The sequence below is a fragment of the Caminibacter sp. genome (assembly GCF_053999135.1).
Genome location: NZ_JBMXVQ010000111.1, coordinates 1 through 14872, shown reverse-complemented (window position 1 = coordinate 14872; position 14872 = coordinate 1). Strand labels below are relative to the sequence as shown.

At 31.0% G+C, this 14872-nt stretch carries 20 protein-coding genes; 5 read left to right on the top strand and 15 right to left on the bottom strand.

The genetic code is table 11. The annotated features are described in order from the left end of the window. Positions 1-726, bottom strand: a 726-nt coding sequence (locus ACXJH6_RS08435; RefSeq protein WP_456471317.1) for an RNA-guided endonuclease InsQ/TnpB family protein, incomplete at its 3' end; no start/stop codon positions are given. 80 nt (positions 727-806) lie between these two features. On the opposite strand from ACXJH6_RS08435, the gene tnpA reads away from it, so the two are divergent. Continuing rightward, entirely contained in the window at positions 807-1220 is a 414-nt protein-coding gene (tnpA, locus tag ACXJH6_RS08430) for an IS200/IS605 family transposase (protein WP_456471316.1), read from the top strand. A 17-nt stretch (positions 1221-1237) separates the two neighbouring features. Here the strand turns inward: tnpA and ACXJH6_RS08425 are convergent, their stop codons facing one another. Genes ACXJH6_RS08425 through ACXJH6_RS08395 form a run of 7 tightly spaced genes read right to left on the bottom strand, consistent with a single transcriptional unit; the run spans position 1238 to position 6661 of the window. Continuing rightward, the gene (locus tag ACXJH6_RS08425) at positions 1238-2119 is read right to left on the bottom strand and encodes a molybdopterin-dependent oxidoreductase (RefSeq protein ID WP_456471315.1); all 882 of its coding nucleotides are present in this window, start codon (positions 2117-2119) and stop codon (positions 1238-1240) included. Between the two features lie 8 nt (positions 2120-2127). Beyond that, a complete protein-coding gene (locus ACXJH6_RS08420) occupies positions 2128-2763 on the bottom strand; it encodes a HesA/MoeB/ThiF family protein (protein WP_456471314.1) in 636 nt (211 codons plus the stop codon). Then, a complete protein-coding gene (gene folP, locus ACXJH6_RS08415; protein ID WP_456471313.1) occupies positions 2756-3916 on the bottom strand; it encodes a dihydropteroate synthase in 1161 nt (386 codons plus the stop codon). The genes ACXJH6_RS08420 and folP overlap by 8 nt, the downstream gene beginning before the upstream one ends. Next, positions 3913-4455 (bottom strand): DNA polymerase III delta subunit-related protein, encoded by a 543-nt coding sequence (locus tag ACXJH6_RS08410; protein ID WP_456471312.1) that lies wholly within the window; start codon positions 4453-4455, stop codon positions 3913-3915. Before ACXJH6_RS08410 ends, folP begins: the two co-directional genes overlap by 4 nt. Beyond that, positions 4452-4985: a HobA family DNA replication regulator gene (locus ACXJH6_RS08405; RefSeq protein ID WP_456471311.1), complete on the bottom strand. Its 534-nt coding sequence runs from the start codon at positions 4983-4985 to the stop codon at positions 4452-4454. Before ACXJH6_RS08405 ends, ACXJH6_RS08410 begins: the two co-directional genes overlap by 4 nt. Next, positions 4985-6193, bottom strand: coding sequence for an aspartate kinase (locus ACXJH6_RS08400; RefSeq protein ID WP_456471310.1), 1209 nt, complete (start codon positions 6191-6193; stop codon positions 4985-4987). Before ACXJH6_RS08400 ends, ACXJH6_RS08405 begins: the two co-directional genes overlap by 1 nt. A gap of 9 nt (positions 6194-6202) precedes the next feature. Beyond that, the gene (locus tag ACXJH6_RS08395; RefSeq protein WP_456471309.1) at positions 6203-6661 is read right to left on the bottom strand and encodes an RNA pyrophosphohydrolase; all 459 of its coding nucleotides are present in this window, start codon (positions 6659-6661) and stop codon (positions 6203-6205) included. Positions 6662-6710: 49 nt separating this feature from the next. Here ACXJH6_RS08395 and hemW point away from each other — a divergent pair, with 49 nt between their 5' ends. After that, positions 6711-7784 carry a radical SAM family heme chaperone HemW gene (gene hemW, locus ACXJH6_RS08390; RefSeq protein ID WP_456471308.1) on the top strand — a complete coding sequence of 358 codons (1074 nt, stop codon included), beginning with the start codon at positions 6711-6713 and terminating at the stop codon, positions 7782-7784. Between the two features lie 32 nt (positions 7785-7816). Here the strand turns inward: hemW and ACXJH6_RS08385 are convergent, their stop codons facing one another. The 7 genes from ACXJH6_RS08385 to ACXJH6_RS08355 all read right to left on the bottom strand — a co-directional run bounded on the left by ACXJH6_RS08385 (position 7817) and on the right by ACXJH6_RS08355 (position 12526). Then, positions 7817-8461: a flagellar basal body L-ring protein FlgH gene (locus tag ACXJH6_RS08385; protein ID WP_456471318.1), complete on the bottom strand. Its 645-nt coding sequence runs from the start codon at positions 8459-8461 to the stop codon at positions 7817-7819. Positions 8462-8536: 75 nt separating this feature from the next. After that, a complete protein-coding gene (locus ACXJH6_RS08380) occupies positions 8537-9244 on the bottom strand; it encodes a GGDEF domain-containing protein (protein WP_456471307.1) in 708 nt (235 codons plus the stop codon). After that, positions 9241-10014: an indole-3-glycerol phosphate synthase TrpC gene (gene trpC, locus ACXJH6_RS08375; protein WP_456471306.1), complete on the bottom strand. Its 774-nt coding sequence runs from the start codon at positions 10012-10014 to the stop codon at positions 9241-9243. Before trpC ends, ACXJH6_RS08380 begins: the two co-directional genes overlap by 4 nt. Continuing rightward, positions 10011-11255 carry a tetratricopeptide repeat protein gene (locus ACXJH6_RS08370; protein ID WP_456471305.1) on the bottom strand — a complete coding sequence of 415 codons (1245 nt, stop codon included), beginning with the start codon at positions 11253-11255 and terminating at the stop codon, positions 10011-10013. Before ACXJH6_RS08370 ends, trpC begins: the two co-directional genes overlap by 4 nt. Beyond that, the gene (locus ACXJH6_RS08365) at positions 11252-11641 is read right to left on the bottom strand and encodes a YkgJ family cysteine cluster protein (RefSeq protein WP_456471304.1); all 390 of its coding nucleotides are present in this window, start codon (positions 11639-11641) and stop codon (positions 11252-11254) included. Before ACXJH6_RS08365 ends, ACXJH6_RS08370 begins: the two co-directional genes overlap by 4 nt. A 13-nt stretch (positions 11642-11654) precedes the next feature. Beyond that, the gene (locus ACXJH6_RS08360) at positions 11655-12338 is read right to left on the bottom strand and encodes a tRNA1(Val) (adenine(37)-N6)-methyltransferase (protein ID WP_456471303.1); all 684 of its coding nucleotides are present in this window, start codon (positions 12336-12338) and stop codon (positions 11655-11657) included. Then, positions 12335-12526: a hypothetical protein gene (locus ACXJH6_RS08355; RefSeq protein WP_456471302.1), complete on the bottom strand. Its 192-nt coding sequence runs from the start codon at positions 12524-12526 to the stop codon at positions 12335-12337. The genes ACXJH6_RS08360 and ACXJH6_RS08355 overlap by 4 nt, the downstream gene beginning before the upstream one ends. Before the next feature lie 43 nt (positions 12527-12569). On the opposite strand from ACXJH6_RS08355, the gene kdsB reads away from it, so the two are divergent. The 3 genes from kdsB to ACXJH6_RS08340 all read left to right on the top strand — a co-directional run. Continuing rightward, a complete protein-coding gene (gene kdsB / locus ACXJH6_RS08350; protein ID WP_456471301.1) occupies positions 12570-13289 on the top strand; it encodes a 3-deoxy-manno-octulosonate cytidylyltransferase in 720 nt (239 codons plus the stop codon). Continuing rightward, positions 13286-14188, top strand: a complete 903-nt coding sequence (gene pdxA, locus ACXJH6_RS08345; RefSeq protein ID WP_456471300.1) for a 4-hydroxythreonine-4-phosphate dehydrogenase — start codon at positions 13286-13288, stop codon at positions 14186-14188. The genes kdsB and pdxA overlap by 4 nt, the downstream gene beginning before the upstream one ends. A 61-nt stretch (positions 14189-14249) precedes the next feature. Then, a partial coding sequence (locus tag ACXJH6_RS08340; protein WP_456471299.1) for a 4-hydroxythreonine-4-phosphate dehydrogenase occupies positions 14250-14872 on the top strand: 623 nt, incomplete at its 3' end.

The window sequence follows — 14872 nt, the reverse complement described above, 5'->3', positions numbered from 1 at the left end:
ATTTTTAGCGTTTGTTATTTTTTCATGCAATTTTGCTACTCTTTTAGCCCATTTCTTAAAATTATTACTCCCTTTTTCTTTTCTTGATAATCTTCTTTGCCATAACTTTAATCTCCTTTCAAGTTTTTTAAAGTGTTTAGGGTTCTTTACAGCTTGGTTATCGCTTGTAACTATAAAGTCTGTTAAGCCCATATCTATTGCTACTGCTTTTCTTACTTTTGGAAGTGATTTTATTTCTCTATCGGTTAATATATTGAGATAGTACTTCCCGCTTGGAGTAATAACAATAGATATAGACTTAATCTCTCCTTCTATAATTCTGTGTTTTTTGAATTTAATTGAAGTTTTTAATTTTGGAATTTTTACTTTGTTGCCTTCAATTTTGAAATACTGAGGAATTGAAATTGAATTAACTTTTTTCTTTTTCTTAAATTTTGGAAAATCGCTCAATCCTTTGAAAAAGTTTTTAAATGCTTTATCAAGGTTTTTTAAGCTCTCTTGAAGAGATTGAGAGTTAGAAAGTTTTAAAAACTCAAATTCTTTTTTCAATTCTGGAAGTAATTTTTTATATTCATAATAATTCCATTTCTTTTGAGTAGATTCATACTCTTTCTTTGCAAGTGAAAGAAAATAATTATATACAAACCTTATGTTTCCCGCTTCTTGTTTTAAAAATTGCTCTTGCTCTTTTGTAGGATAAAGTTTGAAACGATAAACATAATTCATTGCTATCCTTGTTTGGTATTCATAAGTAGATTATACTATAATAACGGTATGATTTCAAGTAATTTTAATTAGGAGTTCATATGAAATACAAACTTAAGTCCACAAGACACGCAACATATCTTTTACACGCTCATTTGGTTTTCACTCCGAAATATCGTAAAAAAATCTTTACAAAAGAGCATTTGGAAACTATGAAAGAAGTGTTTGAAAATGTCTGTAAAAAAATGGATTGTGAGTTAGTAGAATTTAACGGAGAAACTGACCACGTGCATCTGCTTATTGAATATCCTCCAAGACTTGCATTATCAAAAATTGTTAATTCTTTAAAGGGCGTTTCAAGTAGAATTTTAAGAAAAAAATATCCTGTATTTAAAAAAGAGTATTGGGGAGATAATGTATCGTTATGGAGTAGAAGTTATTTCGTAGCAAGTGTTGGCGGTGCTCCTATTGAAATTTTAAAAGAATATATTGAAAATCAAAAAGCACCAGATTAATACCGCCTTTGCTCGCCTTAAAAGGCAATGGTTTCGGCAGAAGTTGCTAAAAAAGCCACTCCCTTATCTTTTTTACCAAAATAACCTAGCATATAAAAAAGAGAATCTATAGCCCATGTAGTTTTCCAACATTCTTTACATTTAGCCACTCCAAGTCCCTCTAGTACTACCGCTCCCTCTTTTATTACCCTAAAAAGCTCATTTAATTCGTTTTTCTCTACTCCGCATTTTTTTATAAGCTCTTCTTTATTGTAAGAAAACACTATTTTTTTAAACTCTTTAAAATTATCGCTTTTTTTATATACCCCCTCTTCTATTACCATTTGCGAAAGCAGTATAGACAAAAAATAATCACTGTTGGGTTTTATTTTTATAAATAAATCCGAATGTTTAGCAGTTTTAGTGTTCACTACATCTATAGTAACTATAAATTTATTTTTGATTAAAGGTACAAGATGTATATTCGTAATATAAGGATTTCTGCCCCATATTATGACATTTTTAGCATTTTTTATTATCCACGTGGGAAGCACAAGGGATTTGCCCCTTGATTTGACAATTCCCTTTTCTCCAAGACCATCACAGGTGGAACCAACCGCAAAAACTGCTCCGTACTTTTCAAAAAAAAGCTTGGTAATATTTTGCATAATCCCCATATTTCCAGAGCCTTTAACAAAAAGCACTTTTTGAGGATTAGTATGTTTTAAGATATTCGTTAGTTTTTTTAACGCTTCATTTAACATAATATTTTTACCATTATATTTAGGAGAGATTTCGGCAGAAAATTTAAAATAGTTATTAAGTTTCCAGCAAAGATAAGGCGTAAATCCTTTACCCTTAAATTTATCTCCTTGCAAACTCAACTCACAGGCATCCCAACAATCAAGAGGACAAAACACTTTTTTTCCTAAAGTTTAAACTTTTTAATTTCCAAGTCTTTTTCAAAATCTATATAATAAAATATTTCTTCTTGTTCTCCTATAAGGACTTTAAGGCCAAGCATAGAAGCTATAGAGCCTATAAGATTTACCATAGGAGGAAACTGTCCTTTTACTTTATGCTCTTTTGTAGCAAATATTTCAAAAGAAGTGGTTTTAAAAACACCAACCTGGCCCCTAAACTCTTCAACGCTTGCATATATCCATGGAATGGAATGGGCTTTAGCAAATTTATCAATTTCAATTCTCACATCAAAGTTGTCTGTGGCATCAAAAATCAAATCTATATCGTTAATTTTTAAATCATTTTTAAACGTTTTATTAAGTCCAATAATTTCTGTATCTTTACAACGTTTATTTAATTTTTCACTTAACATAATACTTTTACTTTGCCCGCAATCTTCTTCATAAAATTGAAATTGCCTATGAATATTATGAATTTCTATTTTGTCAAAATCAATAATATAAATCTTTTTAAGCCCTATGCAACTAATAGTAGTGGCTAAAATATTACCAAGTCCTCCCGCACCTACAATCAATACGCTTTTTTCAGCTAAAATTTTTTGATTTTTTTCTCCTATGGCTTCAATTTGTCTCCTATACATCAAATCTCCTAAGCGCTTCAAAAACCTGAAAAGCCTGAAAATGCTCTTTTACATCATGACACCTGACAATACTAGCCCCGTTTCTTACAGCTTCTGTATGTAGAACCAACGTTCCGGGAAGTCTTTCGGCCGGAATAGTTTTTACCCCCTCTTTTTGCATAATCATATCTATCATACTTTTTCTGCTAGCTCCTATTAAAAGCTCATAACCAAACCTCAAAAAGTGTTCCATATGTTTAATCAAAGCCAGATTGTCCTCAAGTCTTTTTCCAAATCCTATACCTACATCTAAAACAATATCTTTTATCCCAAAACTTTTAGCCTTTTCAATCCTTTTACTAAAAAACTCATCTACTTCTAATACTACATTTTCATAATAAGGATTTTTCTGCATATCTTTAGGCGTCCCTTTTTTATGCATAATAATAACCGTGGCGTTATATTTTGCCACCGTCTTAGCATACTCGTCGCTTTCAAGTCCGGTAATATCGTTTGCTATTTTAAATCCTCTCTCCAACGCATACTCCAAAACTTCGGCTTTAAACGTATCTATACTGAAAACAGCTTTTTCATAAAGTTTTGTTTTATAAATTTCGTCAATAATAGGCTTTACCCTTTTTAATTCTTCCTCAACCCCTGGATACTCACTTCCAGGGCGGCTTGAAATTCCTCCAATATCAATAATCTTAGCCCCATTTTCTATCATTTTCTCAATCTCTTCAACAGCTTCGCTTCCTTTAAACCTGCTGCCTTCAAAAAAACTGTCGTCATTTGCATTAATAACACCCATTATTTTTAAAGGAAACTCCGGCAGATTTATAAATTCTTTTAAATTTTTTGCAAGCTCTTTTAATTTAAAGGGCTGTGAAAGTTCTTTTTTAGAAAGTATTTCAAGCTGTTTTTTATTACATAAAAGTAAAGCGTCAAAAATCTCCTTTTTGCAATTCGGAACTCCAAGAGGTACTGCAAGGTCTGCTCCAATGCTTAAAGCATCCTGCTTTAAAATATTTGCAGCACCGCAGGTTATGTCTTTAATATAAAAAACATATTCGCATTTTTTTTTACTCATAATTTCTATCCCTGCCAAATCAACCCCTATTTTTTTCATGACCTTTTTTATATCGGTATCTTTGTTTAATTTATAAATTTTCACATTCTCTCCTTAAAGGCCAAAAATACCATGGAAATTACGGCTTTTTTATCTATGTTAAATTCAAGCATCAATAAAGCGTCATTTATAATCTTTAACTGTTCTTCGTTTCTGGCTTTTTTTAAAAGGGATTTTAAAACGCTTTTTATTTCTTCTTTGTCCAAATCTTTTTTAAGATATTCGTAAATAAGGTCGTTTGTGATGCTTTTTATTTCGAGCTCATTTTCATCTTTATTAAAAAACTTTTTTTCCACGGGAAGTCTTGAAAGAATAGTATCCAAAAGATGGTATTTTGAGAGGGCCAACAAAACGAAATCTATGTTTTTAGGCGGCTCTTCTAAAAGCTTTAAAAGAGCGTTCTGAGCAAAAACATTATACTTTTTTGCTCCTATTAAAATAGTCTTTTTATTTTTTTCTGCGATAAAAGCCTCTTTTTTAACCTCTTCGACATCTTCTACTTTAAACTCGTCTTTTAAAAAAGAAACATCAAAATCAACCTCTTTAAGGATTTTTTCAAAATCATCCGTAATAATTATTTTCAAATTTCAACCTCCGCAAAAATAGCGGCTTTTATAGATTCGTTAAGAATATCTCCAAGCTCGAGCAGTTTTTTATCGAGATTAGGGTCAATCGACTTTAAATAAAAATTTTTAGAAAGGTCGGTATCCATAATCCAAAAAAAAGAATTTTCCTTTCTTCTTACAAACTTAAGAAGAGAAGTTTCTTTTCCTATATACCAAAAAATATAATTTTCATTAAAAGAGATATTTAACATATCTTCAATCATATCAAACTGCTCCGGATGTCTTGCAATGGTTATCTGGGGGACTATAGCTTTTAATTTATAAAAAGGGATAAAAGAGGGTTTGAATTCATTAAAATTATTGATTTTATTTATAATAAAATCCGCATACCATTCCCTTTCATCGTCCGTAACTATCAAAACGCTTTTACCCTCTATAATTTCAGATAAAAATATAGATAAAAGAGGCACAAAATCAAGCCTTCTCTCTTCCATCCATTTAATACTCTTTTTACGGATTAAATCTATTATAAAACGATTTAAATCCATTATTTATCCAGTTCGTATGCTTTATGTAAAGCTCTTACGGCAAGTTCTCCGTATTTTTCATCAATTACCATAGAAATTTTAATTTCACTGGTAGAAATCATTAAAATATTGATATTTTCCTGTGCAAGTGTTTTAAAAGCGGTAGCCGCAACACCGCTGTGAGATTTCATACCAACTCCCACAACACTGACCTTTGCGATAGAATCGTCATATTCTACCGACTCGGACTTATCCTCATACTCTTTTAATACTTCTTTTGTAAGTTCAAGTTCCGTTTGAGGCACTGTAAATGTCAGATTTGCTTTATTGTCTTTTCCGACATTTTGAACAATCATATCTACATTTATGTTTTTATCGGCAAGTTTGCCGAAAATTTCTGCGCTAATCCCCGGTCTGTCTTCCACTCCGAAAATACTTACCCTTGCTTGGTTTTTATCAAGGGCTATTCCGCTAACAAGTACTTTTTCCATATCAGGTGTCTCCTTTGTAATTAATGTTCCTTTTACTTCCGGCTTAAAACTGGATTTTACTTCAATATCAACATTAAGCTTTTTAGCAAGTTCCACTGAACGGCTCTGCATTACTTTTGCCCCAAGACTTGCAAGCTCGAGCATTTCATCATAACTTATGACATCTATCTTTTTGGCTCTAGGCTCAATTCTAGGGTCTGTAGTATAAATTCCGTCAACATCTGTATAAATTTCGCATTTATCAGCATTAAGAGCACCGGCGATAGCAACGGCCGTTAAATCGCTTCCCCCTCTTCCAAGGGTTGTTACGTCTCCGTTTTCATTTATCCCCTGAAATCCGGCAACTATTACGACTTTTCCTTCTTTGATATGTTTTTGCATTTTTTCAGGGTCTATATCCATAATTCTGGCTTTTGTATGGTCACTTGTCGTTTTAATACCGGCTTGCCTTCCGGTTAGGGCTATAGCCGGAATGCCCATTGCCTGAAGGGCAATTGATAAAAGAGCGCTTGTGACCCTCTCTCCGCTACTGACCAACAAATCGACCTCCCTTTGAGGAGGGGTTTTACTAAAATGATTTGCATATTCTAGCAGTTTATTTGTCTCTCCAGCCATCGCAGATACTACTACAACAACGTCATCACCATTTTCTTTATAACTTTTTACTATATTGGCAACGTTTTGAATTCTATCCAAATCTCCTACACTTGTACCACCAAATTTTTGAACTACCAACATTTTTTCCCTTTACAAATAACCTTCTTTTTTAAAATAATCTATTACTTCTTTATATACCGGTCTTTTAAAAGACTTTACATATTTAAATACCTCATCTATAGGAACGAATTTATAATCTTTAAATTCAGGGATTTCCGTTTTAAGATTTATTTTAGCGTTCGGTTTTAATTTTACTAAAAAATATCTCTGAGTCTGTCCGTCATACGGATACATTTTTTCAGCTATTCTTTTTGGAAAATCATAGCTTAGCCATTCCGGCATTTCAGCTATAACTTCAATATCATCAGTGCCTATTTCCTCTTTTAGTTCCCTAAAAAGAGCTTCTTTAGGGGTTTCTCCCTCATCTATTCCGCCCTGGGGAAACTGCCATGCGTCAACATCGGTTCGTTTTGCAATCAATACTTCCACTTTTTCCGGATATTTCGGAGATAAAACAATAGCCGCAACGTTTGGTCTATATTTTTTCAAAACTGCACCTTTTTTTTGTAAAATTATATCTAAAAATGGAAAATTGAAAATGGAAAATGAAAAATTATTATATATTCATATACCTTTTTGCGACAGTAAATGTAATTATTGTGCTTTTAATTCATATACCAATCTAAATCACCTTAAAAAAATATATTTCGAAGCACTCAAAAAACAGTGGAATGTTGAAAAAAAAGATATTGATAATATTTACACTGTTTTTATAGGCGGAGGCACCCCATCTACTATGCCGATAAGCTTTTATGAAAAACTATTCTCACTTTTATCTCCTTATCTTTCCAATACAAAAGAAATTACAATCGAATGCAATCCAAATGTCTCATATGAATGGTTAAAAGAGATAAAAAATATGGGGGTCACCAGAATAAGTTTTGGAGTTCAAAGTTTTAATAAAGAAAAATTAAAATTCTTAAATAGAAACCACTCTCCCAAACAGGCTATAAACGCCGTTGAAAACGCCTTTAAAGCCGGATTTGAAAACATAAACCTAGACCTTATTTATTCTACTGCAATGGATACAAAAAATTTACTTGAAAACGATATAAAAACAGCTTTTTCACTTCCTGTTACGCATATAAGCGCTTATTCTTTAACAATCGAAAAAAATACTAAATGGGAAGGAGACTTTTCTAAAAGAAAATATAATGAAGATATGGAAATATGGTTTATAGAAAAGATAAAAGAAAAATTTTTTCAATATGAAATTTCTAATTTCGGAAACCCATGTCTTCATAATTTGGGGTATTGGGAGGGAAAAGAATATACCGCAATAGGGGCCGGGGCCGTCGGATTTAAGAAATGCAAAATGAAAAATGAAAAATTGAAAATGAAAAGATATTATACAAAGCAAGATGTTTATAAATATTTGAAAAACCCTACAAAATACAAATTCGAACACCTCTTTGATGAAGATATAAAAAAAGAAAAAGTATTTCTGGGACTGCGCTCAATCGTTGGATTTGATGAAAGTATTTTAAATGAAGAAGAGAAAAAAAGAGTTGATATTTTAATATCTGAAAATAAACTGATAAAAAAAGAAAACCGGATTTTTTCAAAAGACTTTTTATTAGCCGATGCCATAACTAATTTTATTTTAGTTTGATTTTTAATTCTTTACATTCTCAATTTAACACATTACCAAGGCACAACCGCATCCCAAAATTTGGCAAACCAGTTTTGTTCTGTAAATCTTTTTAAATCCCCTTCCGTTTTATACGCTATTTTTGCATCCGCTATATATTTCGAATCTATGGTATTATCGGGACTGATATCTTCTGGTCTTATAACTCCGCTGATTTGAATAATCTGTTTTTGACCGTCAACAAAAATTTCTCTTGTCCCGTAAATATAATAGTTACCGTTTGCCAATATTTTTACTATTCTGGCACTAACAGTAGTTTCAAATTTTTCGTTTCTTTGCTGAGTACCGCTTCCCTGAAAGGTTCTATCCGAATTCATCGCAGGAAGAGTAAGCCCTATTCCTGTTTTCCCAAGACTCATTACATTATGTCCGTTAAACATGGCATTTGCTCCAACAGTAGCGTCAAAAGCCCCTCCTCCGCTATTCGCTTCGTTTAGTTTTTTGCTGGCCTGAGAGGATTGGGAAATTCTTTCCGTAATCAACACCGTTACAATATCGTTAACTTTTTTTGCTTTTGTATCCGAAAAAAGATTGTCTTCATTAGTAAAAAGAGAACCGGGATTATTAACGCTTTCGTCATCTTTACTTGGCATCTGCTGAACATATTTAGGAGGTGTCATTTTGATAGTAGGGTCCATAGGATGCTTAGCACACCCGACAAATAAAATTAAAATTCCTATTGCTACAAAACCTCTTCTCACTCTCTTCCTTTTTTAATTCAAGAGCAAAAAGTGTTCCAAATAATCAACCCTGTTGCCCCCTTTTGATTTTGCCAGAATAACGGCTTCCTGTACTTTTTTAATAGCCGTATCCATATTGTCAAAAACGCCTATTTCGCTTATACCTATACTAAAAGTAACTATAATTTCTTTACCGTTAACTTTTACTTTTAAACGATTTATATCTTTTGCAAAATCCATAAGTTCCTTTTTATTCCCAAAACTCATAATAATAAACTCATCTCCTCCAAATCTGGCTATTATATCCCCTTTTCTTCTCTCTTTTAAAATTTTTCCTATCTCTTTTAAAATTTTATCGCTCAACGCTATTCCATATCTGTTTTGAATATTTCTAAAATAATCTATATCCAACATCATAATACTAAGAGGTATTTTTTTTGTTTTGGAAATATCCATATATTTCTGGGCCATTGCAAAGAAATAATTCCTGTTGAATAAATCCGTAACCTCATCGAATTTTGAAAGTTTTTCAAGTTCTTTATTTAAATCATCAAGTTGAAGCTGAAGTTTTGAAACATAAAGAGACATAAAAAGGGAAAAAGAAAATATTATCCCAAACACAGTGCTTAAAATATAAGGAATTGAAGATTTATCAACTTCTAAAAATCTTAAAAACAGATACATAATAAAAGTAAAAACAAGGCTTAATATTAAATCTTTAAATATAAATTTTAAACTCATCTCACCCCCTTTAATTGCAAAACGGCTTTTTTAATATCTTTTTGGCGCATAAAATATTCTCCTACTAAAAACGCGTCAACTCCGTTTTTATGAAGTTTTTTCACCGTCTCAAAATCATTTATCCCGCTCTCTCCTACTATTATAACATTTTCAGGTAAATAGGGAATTAATTTTTTACTAAGGTCCATATCCATTTTAAAAGTTTTTAAATCCCTGTGATTAAAACCTATAATATCAGCTCCCACATCCAACGCTTTTTGTAAATCCTGCATATCATGAATTTCAAATAAAACTTCAAGTCCCATGTTTTTAGCAAAATTAAAAAGCCTTTTTAATTGATTTACATCAAGGGCTTTTGCTATAAGTAAAATAAAATCAGCCCCAGAGGCGTAAGCTTCGGCTATTTGAAATTCGTCTATTATAAAATCTTTTCTAAGAAGAGGAATTTTACTGAATTCATTTATTTTTCTTAAATACTCCAAACTACCCTGAAAAAAATAAGGCTCGGTTAAAACGCTCATAGCATCAGCTACTTCATTATATTCTTTTGCTATAGCTACAGGGTCAAAATCTTCTCTTATAACTCCTTTACTAGGACTTGCTTTTTTAACTTCGGCAATAATTCTGTAAGGATTTTCAGGAGTTGATTTCAAAGCTTTTTTAACATTTCTAAAATTTCTTTTTACTTTTAAAAATTTTTCAAAATCTTCTTTATTCTTTCGTTTTTCAAGCTCTTTTTTGGTTTTTTCAATAATTTTATCCAGTATCATTTTTTTCCTTTTGGTGATTTTTCAACACACTCTTTAATCTTTTTTTTATGTTCTAAAATTTCTTTGTCATTTAATTTTATGTATTGTATAATATCCCATGCTTTTTTGCATTTTCCGAGTTTATAATACCCCCATGCAAGAGAATCGATATATTCCATATTTTCAGGGTCGGCCATAAGAGCCTTTTGAACATACTCAAGCCCTTTTTTAACATCAAGGTCATACTTTATTAAAAGATATCCCAAAAAATTATACATATAAGGAGTTGGATAAAAAGTTAAAAGATATTCAAGCTTTTTAGCTATATCTTTTATCTCTTTTTTTGAAGGAGTATCATGATAAAGATATTCGCAGTATTTAAGCAAATATCTGTTATCCGCCGTTTTATTATATAATTTAAGAGCCAAAAAGGCCGCCTTTCTAAAATCCTTTTTTTGTAAATATAAAATCATTAAATATTCATCACCAAGCGAATATTTCTTTATCAGCTTTTCGGCACTTTTAAAGTCTCCCTGCTGAATATATATATTCAAAGCCAATATATAATATTTTTTATCAAATTTTCCAAGTTTTTCATAAATAGCCGCAAGATTTTTATAATCATAAAGACTTTTGTAAATAAGAGCCATTCTTTTACATATATCAAACTCACAACCATACAATCCAAGATGCGTTCTAAGATAAGCCAAAGCTTCGTTGTATCTTTTTAACTCTATAAGCAAATCAGCTAGATTAAGCAGAACTTCTTTTGTGGGTTTTAAAGCATAAAGAGATTTCATATAATAAAGAGCTTCTTTAAATTTTTGTTCTTTTATAAGAATAAAACTCATCATAGAATAAAAAAAATCATCTTTTTTATTAAGTTTTGTTAAAAGAAGTTTTTTGGCTTTATCGTATTTTTTTAAATTCAATAAAGCAAATATTTCATATTCAAAAATTTTTTTATCAAATTTCTTTTTAAGAAACTCCTCAGCTTTTTTTATGACTTCTTCATATTTTTTTTGAAAATACAAATTTTCCACTAATTTTTCATAATAAACCGGCTTTTTGGTTTTACGATACAAAAATTCATATATTTTTATAGAAGTATTATAATCTCCGTTTTTTTCATACAACAGAGCTTTTATTATATATTCGTCTTCATTGGGTATCACTTTTTTACCAACAGGCGGCTGTTTAACACTGCATCCGGTTATAATTAAAAATAAAATTAATAATCCAATTAATTTTTCACTTTTCATTTTTCACTTTTCACTTCTATTATACCCGGGCATTCTTTTTTTAATTCATCAATTCTATCTTTGAAATAATCCCAAAAAGGAAACGTTCTGCATTGTTTAGGCCTTACAGGATAAATTTTACATCCTTTTTCGAAAAAAATACATGCAAATCCGTTTTTATAAGGTTTTTCTTTAATAGAATATTTATATCCCACTTTAATTAAAAATGTTTTTTTAAACAGCTCCTCATCAATATTTAAAAACTCTGATATGTTTTTAATATCCTGAGGCGTAACCCATATATATCCGCTCTCACCTATGCAGCAGTTACCTTCACAATTTTTACAGGCTTCAGGATCAAATTTATATGAAAATCCTTCTTTTGAAATTAATTTTACATTTTCCATTTTACATTTTCCATTATATTTTTATGCTTTTAGTAGCCGCTTTTTTATATATCTTAGCCGCTTCTTCGGAATAAGACTCTCCCTCAAACCCTATAAGAGGAGGATGAATAAAAACCATCGATTTAGCATGTCTTTTAGCCCTTACCATCACTAAGGTGGCTTTTTTATTAAGCCTTGGATGCATAAATCTAATATCGGTAATTTTTAAAGGCACGGGCATATATTTGACAATATCGTCAATTCTTTTTGCATCGTAACAAAAAATAAATTCGCCTCTTTCTTTTAAAAGAGTATTCACTTTTTCAAAAAATTCTTTTATGGGAAGATACTCTTCATACCTGGCTATTTTTATAATTTCGTTTTCACTTTTTAACGTCCCTTTATAAAAAGGGGGGTTTGAAACAATAAAATCAAATTTTTTATTAATCTCGGCAGTTAAAAAATCACCTTCTATCACTTCCGCTTTTAGAGCATTTTCTTTTATATTTTTTTTAATAAATTCAGCCATAATTTTTTGTTTTTCTATAATACTAAGAGATATTTTTGGAAAATCCCTTTTTAAAAGAAGTCCCAAAACACCGCATCCTCCTCCTACTTCTAAAACATCGCCTTTAATATTAAATTTACTGATAAAATCATATAAAAACATTGTATCACTGTTATAACAGTATCCGTTTTCTGGCTGATAAAGTATCAATCCGTAAGCCCCAGTTCGTCTAAAATAGGTTTAATATCCTCTTCATAATATTTCATTAATAAAGAGGGAATAAGACTAACCGCTTCTTTGTCATGTCTCCATTCTTCTATCTTTTCTAAAATAACGCTCTTTTTATGTTCGTCCATATGTTTTGCTTTTTTTACTTTTTCTTTTATTTTATCAACCATAACTTTTCCTTTTTTTTTAAAATTATAACCAAAAAGGAAGAAAATGATAATTATTCCAGCAAGACTCTCCTCTTCAAGACTCCCCAAAAAAGTATTAGCCGAAATAAATAAAAAACCTATAATTATATGGTGCGCCCAAATAGCGGCCCAGGTAGATGACGTATGCATAGCTACCGACAGTGAAGAAGTTGTAACAGTATGCGAAAAATACGGCTTTAAAGCTGTTATGACTGATAAAAATCATAAAAGCGGCAGTGACAGAATTAAAGAAGCCGCAGATATTTTAGGCCTAAAAGAAGATGATATAGTAATAAACATGCAAGTAGACGAGCCTTTTTTAGAACCGGAAATTCTAAAGAAGGTTAAAGACAAAATTGAAGAGATTAAAAACACTTCTTTTCCTATGGTAAGCTGCTATAAAGAAATAAGCGAACTCCAGGCCGAAGACCCTAACCTTGTTAAGGTAATTTTAGATAAAAAAGGTGACGCAATATATTTTTCAAGAAGCAAAATCCCTTATAATAGAGACAAAACGCCCCATACATATTTTGGACATATAGGCATATACGGATTTACAAAAAAAAGTCTTGATACATTCGTTACTTTAAAAGGAGAGCTTGAACATATAGAAAAACTCGAACAGTTAAGGGTTATAGAAAATGGAAAAAAAATAACTATGATAAAAGTAAATACAAAAAGTTTCGGAATAGATACAAAAGACGATTTACTTAAAGCTAGAGAATTTGCAAAGGAGTTAAATTGAAAACCGTAGCCGTAAGCGTTGGCGACTTAAACGGAGTGGGTATAGAAATCGCCCTAAAATCCCATAATAAAATAAAAAAACTTGTAAAACCAATATACTGCATAAACGAAAAAATGTTAAAAAAAGCCGCAAATCTTCTAAATACTCCCGTTCCTGAAGATTTTGAAATTTACGAAATAAAAGGCGATTTTGAAATAAAGCCTGGAAAAATAGACGCCGAGTCGGGAGAATTTTCATATAAAAGTTTTTTAGCTGCCATAAATTTAGCAAAAGAAAAAAAAGTTGATGCAATAACCACTCTCCCTATTCATAAAGAAAGCTGGGCTAAAGCGGGAATAAAATACAAAGGTCATACGGAAGTTTTAAGAGATATTTTCAAAAAAAACGCTATTATGATGTTAGGCTGTCCAAAACTTTATGTAGCTTTGTTTACCGAACATATACCTCTAAAAGAAGTCCCTAGCAAAATCAAAAAAGAAAAACTTCTTGAATTTATGATTGATTTTTATAAATCCACAGGGTTTAACAATATAGGGGTTTTAGCATTAAATCCTCACGCAGGAGACGGGGGAGTCTTAGGCGATGAGGAAATAAAAGAAATACTGCCGGCAATTATAGAAGCAAACGAAACTTTACAAAAAAATACTTTTTACGGACCTTTAGTACCTGATATAGCTTTTATAAAACAAAAAGGTGTTTTTATAGCAATGTATCACGACCAGGGTTTAGCCCCTTTAAAATCCCTTTATTTCGATGAAAGTATAAATGTAAGTTTAAATCTCCCTATTTTAAGAACTTCGGTAGACCATGGAACGGCATTTGATATAGCATATAAGGGAGTGGCAAAAACAAAAAGTTACGAAAACGCAATTAAATATGTTAAAAACTCTAAAATTTGATATATATCAAGAAAAAATTTTTATTATTGGCTATAATTAATTAAAAAAAGGAGAGTTTAAAATGGATTATCCAAAACTCATAAGATTCCAACACGAAAGTTTCATAAAATTCATATATGCAAGTGTTATGGTTAAAGAACCTGATGTAAGAGAGAAACTAGAAGATATAGCGATGTTTAAATACAGACATATGGTATGGGCTATGCAAGATGCGGTAAATGAGGGTATTAAATTCAATATGGATTTTGATGAAAAAGAAATTGCAAAAATAAAAGTTTCAAGAGAAGAAGATTTATTAGAAGTGTTAATAGACGACCTTGACCAAAATATAGCTCTTTATGAGGGAGAAGACACTCCTACAATCAACAGACTGAGAAATGATGATACCTATTTTATAGAAGAATTAAGAAGTTTAGACGTAGAAGGAGAGATTACGTCATTTAACGAGCAAAAAGAACTTCCCGGAGTTGAACTTGATGAAAAAGCAAAAGCAGCACTGGTATTTTTCTTAATGGAAGAAACATTTAAAGAGTATGAATTAATTACTATATATAGCTATTTAAAAGTTCACAGTAATATAAGCATAGCAAATTCGGCTTTTACCGATTTAGCATATGATTCTATTTATCATTTAAAAAGATTTGCCGAACTTGCAAGTAAAATGGGAGTACTTACTCTTCCAAG